A 1692-nucleotide genomic window follows, 5' to 3' on the forward strand; every position below is an offset into this window, starting at 1 on the left:
AGCCTGAATCCGTGGACCGGGTTCGGTGCGGTCTTCGGGCGCAAAGGATTTGATCTTGCTGGTTTGAGGGTGTGGTGATCCTGCTGGCCTGTGGTCCAGTGTGCTCGGTTTCTGGTCGTCGGGTCTGTCGCGGTGTGTTAGTTACGTGTGTGGTGGCGGCAGTGGGGTGGCCTGTTCAGGTGGTGAACACGGCTTTCCACATGGTGAGCCAGGCGTCGGCGCGGGGCCAGCGGCTGGGTAGGTGCAGCACGGGTCGGCGTTGCGGCCGGGCGAAGCGGGCCGGGATGTTGATCAGATGGGTGCGCAGGGTAGCGCCTCGAGCGACGGCGTAGCGGGCCGTGTCGGTGAGGGTGCCGGCCGCGCGGAGCAGGTTGTGGCAGATCGCGGCGAGGATGCACCAAGCGGCGTTGGCGGCGAACACGCCTGATGGCTGGTGTGCCCAGGGGCCGTCGATGAGGTCGGACCAGACGGTTTCGCAGATGGCGTGGCGCCGGTGGGTGATGTCGGCCTGCTCGGCGGGTTCGGTGGTGTTGGTGAAGAACGGGTGGTAGCGCCAGACCGGGAACAGCGGGTCCTGGGTGTTGGCGTCCAGGATGCGGCGCACCACGAGCCGGCCGGTGGTCTCGTGGCGGGTGCCGGTGAACGCGGTGAACGGCACTTCGGCGACCTGCGCGTCGGAGATCAGTTGGCCGGTGTCCGGGTCGATGACGGCTCCGGGGTAGTGCACGGGCGTGTACTGCTCATCGGCGATGGTGGCGATTGCGGCGTCCACGGCGGGGTTGCGGGCGATCGCGAACGAGAACTGCGCTCCGGCTTTGACGACCGCGGTGACGACCTTGCCGGCGCAGTAGGCGGAGTCGCCGCGTACCAGGATGGTCGCCGGGTCCGCGCCGCAGGCGATCGCGGTGTTGATCGCTTCGGTGACCATCGACGCCGCGCCACGCGACGAGCCGGCGCGTCCGGCCCGCAGCCGTACCCCGGCCACGACCGGCGCCGCGGTTTGGGTGCTGAGCGTGACGGCGAGGGGGGACAGGCCTCGGCGCAGGACGGTCTTGCCCGCGATCTTCGTGTGCCCGAACGACGCGCCCTGCTTGGCGTGCCCGTACACCGGGCGCAGCAGCGAGTCGATGTCGACGAACACGCGGTCGTCGATGCCGTTGAGCACTGGGGTTCGTTGCGCGAGGGCGACCAGGTGCCGGCGCAGCACCGCCTGAAGTTGCCGAGCGTGACCGTGGGTGAACTCCCGCAGGAAGATCCCCAACGTCGCAGCCGCGTAGACCCCACCGAACAGCTTCTTCATCCCACCAGCGCGGATGACGTCCAGGTCATCGATGCTGTCCGCGCCGGCGGCCATTCCGGCGATCATCGAGGTCAGCTTCGCCGTCGAGTTCGCCGCCCCCGACTTGACCCGCTCGCAGGCGAACCGGACGTGCTCGTCCAACAACTGTGACAGGCCGGCCTGCTCGGCCAATTCCAGCACCGGCACCAGCCCCGCCTGCGACACGAGATTGCCCTCGTCGAAGATCGCGCTGTCAGCGCGCCAGGCATGAGATCCTTGCACCGAGAGTGCCCTTCTGCGCTGGTGAGCTTCGTGTTCTAGGCAAACCCGATCATCCCAGCCCAGATGGCACTCTCATCACATTCCCACGCCGTTTTGGGCACAGTGGACCAGCCCTCGTCCACGGATCCAGG

The 1692-nt window shown here is 68.0% G+C and carries 1 protein-coding gene; it reads right to left on the reverse strand.

The window, feature by feature from the left end; genetic code table 11:
- Positions 1-175 precede the first annotated feature (175 nt).
- Positions 176-1561 (reverse strand): IS1380 family transposase, encoded by a 1386-nt coding sequence (locus EFE23_RS27770; protein ID WP_163599784.1) that lies wholly within the window; start codon positions 1559-1561, stop codon positions 176-178.
- Positions 1562-1692 lie beyond the last annotated feature (131 nt).

The organism is Micromonospora solifontis (assembly GCF_003725545.1).
Classification (GTDB): Bacteria; Actinomycetota; Actinomycetes; order Mycobacteriales; family Micromonosporaceae; genus Micromonospora; species Micromonospora solifontis.